This window comes from Nitrososphaera sp. (assembly GCF_050748925.1).
Taxonomy (GTDB): domain Archaea; phylum Thermoproteota; class Nitrososphaeria; order Nitrososphaerales; family Nitrososphaeraceae; genus Nitrososphaera.
The window spans coordinates 1-1,397 of record NZ_JBOGQF010000235.1 but is presented as its reverse complement, the minus strand read 5'-3'; the positions used below and the strand labels follow the sequence as shown (position 1 = coordinate 1,397).

General features: G+C 59.3%; 3 protein-coding genes. 1 reads left to right on the top strand and 2 read right to left on the bottom strand.

All coding sequences use genetic code 11. From position 1 onward, the window contains the following. Positions 1 to 34: 34 nt before the first annotated feature. Positions 35 to 385 carry a hypothetical protein gene (locus tag ACREAY_RS11880; protein WP_431755977.1) on the bottom strand — a complete coding sequence of 117 codons (351 nt, stop codon included), beginning with the start codon at positions 383 to 385 and terminating at the stop codon, positions 35 to 37. A gap of 55 nt (positions 386 to 440) precedes the next feature. Here ACREAY_RS11880 and ACREAY_RS11875 point away from each other — a divergent pair, with 55 nt between their 5' ends. Then, complete coding sequence (locus ACREAY_RS11875) at positions 441 to 1,103, top strand: hypothetical protein (protein ID WP_431755976.1); 663 nt, start codon at positions 441 to 443, stop codon at positions 1,101 to 1,103. Here ACREAY_RS11875 and ACREAY_RS11870 read toward each other — a convergent pair. After that, positions 1,063 to 1,397: DUF2070 family protein (locus ACREAY_RS11870; RefSeq protein WP_431755975.1), on the bottom strand; the 335-nt coding region annotated here is incomplete at its 5' end. The genes ACREAY_RS11875 and ACREAY_RS11870 overlap by 41 nt on opposite strands.

Here is a 1,397-nt window from a genome sequence, read left to right as displayed (position 1 = left end):
CGTCACTGCAAAGGCGACCGCGTCTTTTCTAAAGTCACACAGGGCTTCCTGAAGGCCCATCCAGTATCCGGACGTTCGCCCGATGGGACGACACCAGGAGCTCGATCTCTGACCCCACGACGATCGCTTCAGAGTCGCGCTCTGCCACGGGGTACTGCACCACCGTCCCACGGCGGATGTCAAAGACCCTGTCGTCGTTTTCTATCAGCACAGATACCGTGTTTGTCAGCCGGGGCCGGCCTTCATGCTGCAGCACGCCGACGCCCTTTTCCACCACCTTGCCCCGCACTATGGAAAATGATTGCGCGGAAACGGCAAGAGCGACAGCGCCGAGCACGACGAGGGCCATGCAGAGCAAAACGGTCAAATCCTTCCAGTCAGCCAACGGCATGCTTGCAAAGCCCGGCTTAATTAAATATCACGGCCGCCAATGCGCAGAGGTGCACCCGGAGCTGCTGGTCAGGGCCCTTGCGGCAATGGAAGGCCAGACGACGCATGAAAAATTCCACATGGATTCAGGCATCGCGAGCAGGTCAATCGCCAACGAAGTCATCGGCTTTATGCGCGATATGGGCATCGGCACGTCGTCCGGCAGGGCGCTTGCATTCTCTGGCCGCGACAGGCTGCAGGCCGCTGTCATCGCCCTGCAATCAAGGTGCGACGTCGAGCAGGTGTCGGAACACCTTTCCTGGAAGGACTTTGAGTGTCTCGCGTCGGAAGTGCTGTCGTCGCTTGGCTATTCTACAAGGACGAACGTGCGTTTCACAAAGCCGAGGATGGAGATCGACGTGGTAGGCGTCGACGCGGGTTTTTGCCTCGCCGTCGACTGCAAGCACTGGAAGAGGGGCAACCTATCTGCGATAGCGCAGTTTTGCGAAAAGCAGGCGGCAAGGGCGGAGGAGATTGTAAGGAGGGACAGGAAAATATCTGCAGCCGTCCCGGCGATACTGACCCTGCACGCCGAGCGCGTAAGGTTCGTGGCAGGGATCCCGGTCATCCCCGTCATGCAGTTTCGGTCGTTTGCGATGGACGTAAAGGGATTTTTAGGTGAAATGCGCGTGGTCAGGCAAGGACCTGCACCGCGACAAAGGCGGCAAAAGTGATCCCGACAAAGACCTTGGTTATCTTCATCGACCTGTCAAGCGCGGACGAGTAGTCGCCAAACTGGGCGCCCATCACCTTGACCTCTGACGTCGCCGACGCAAGGTCAAACCTGCAGGCGCCGGCGTCCTGCAGAGCGGCCTTGCATATCGCCGCATACGCGCCTGCGATTTCATCCTGGCCGCCCATGCTGCCGAGGGAAAAGTAGCCCTCCTTCGTCCTCTTGCCGGACGTGGCGTGGGTGTCTGACGTGCACACTTCGAGCACCTCGACTTCCTTGACGGCCGCAATTATCC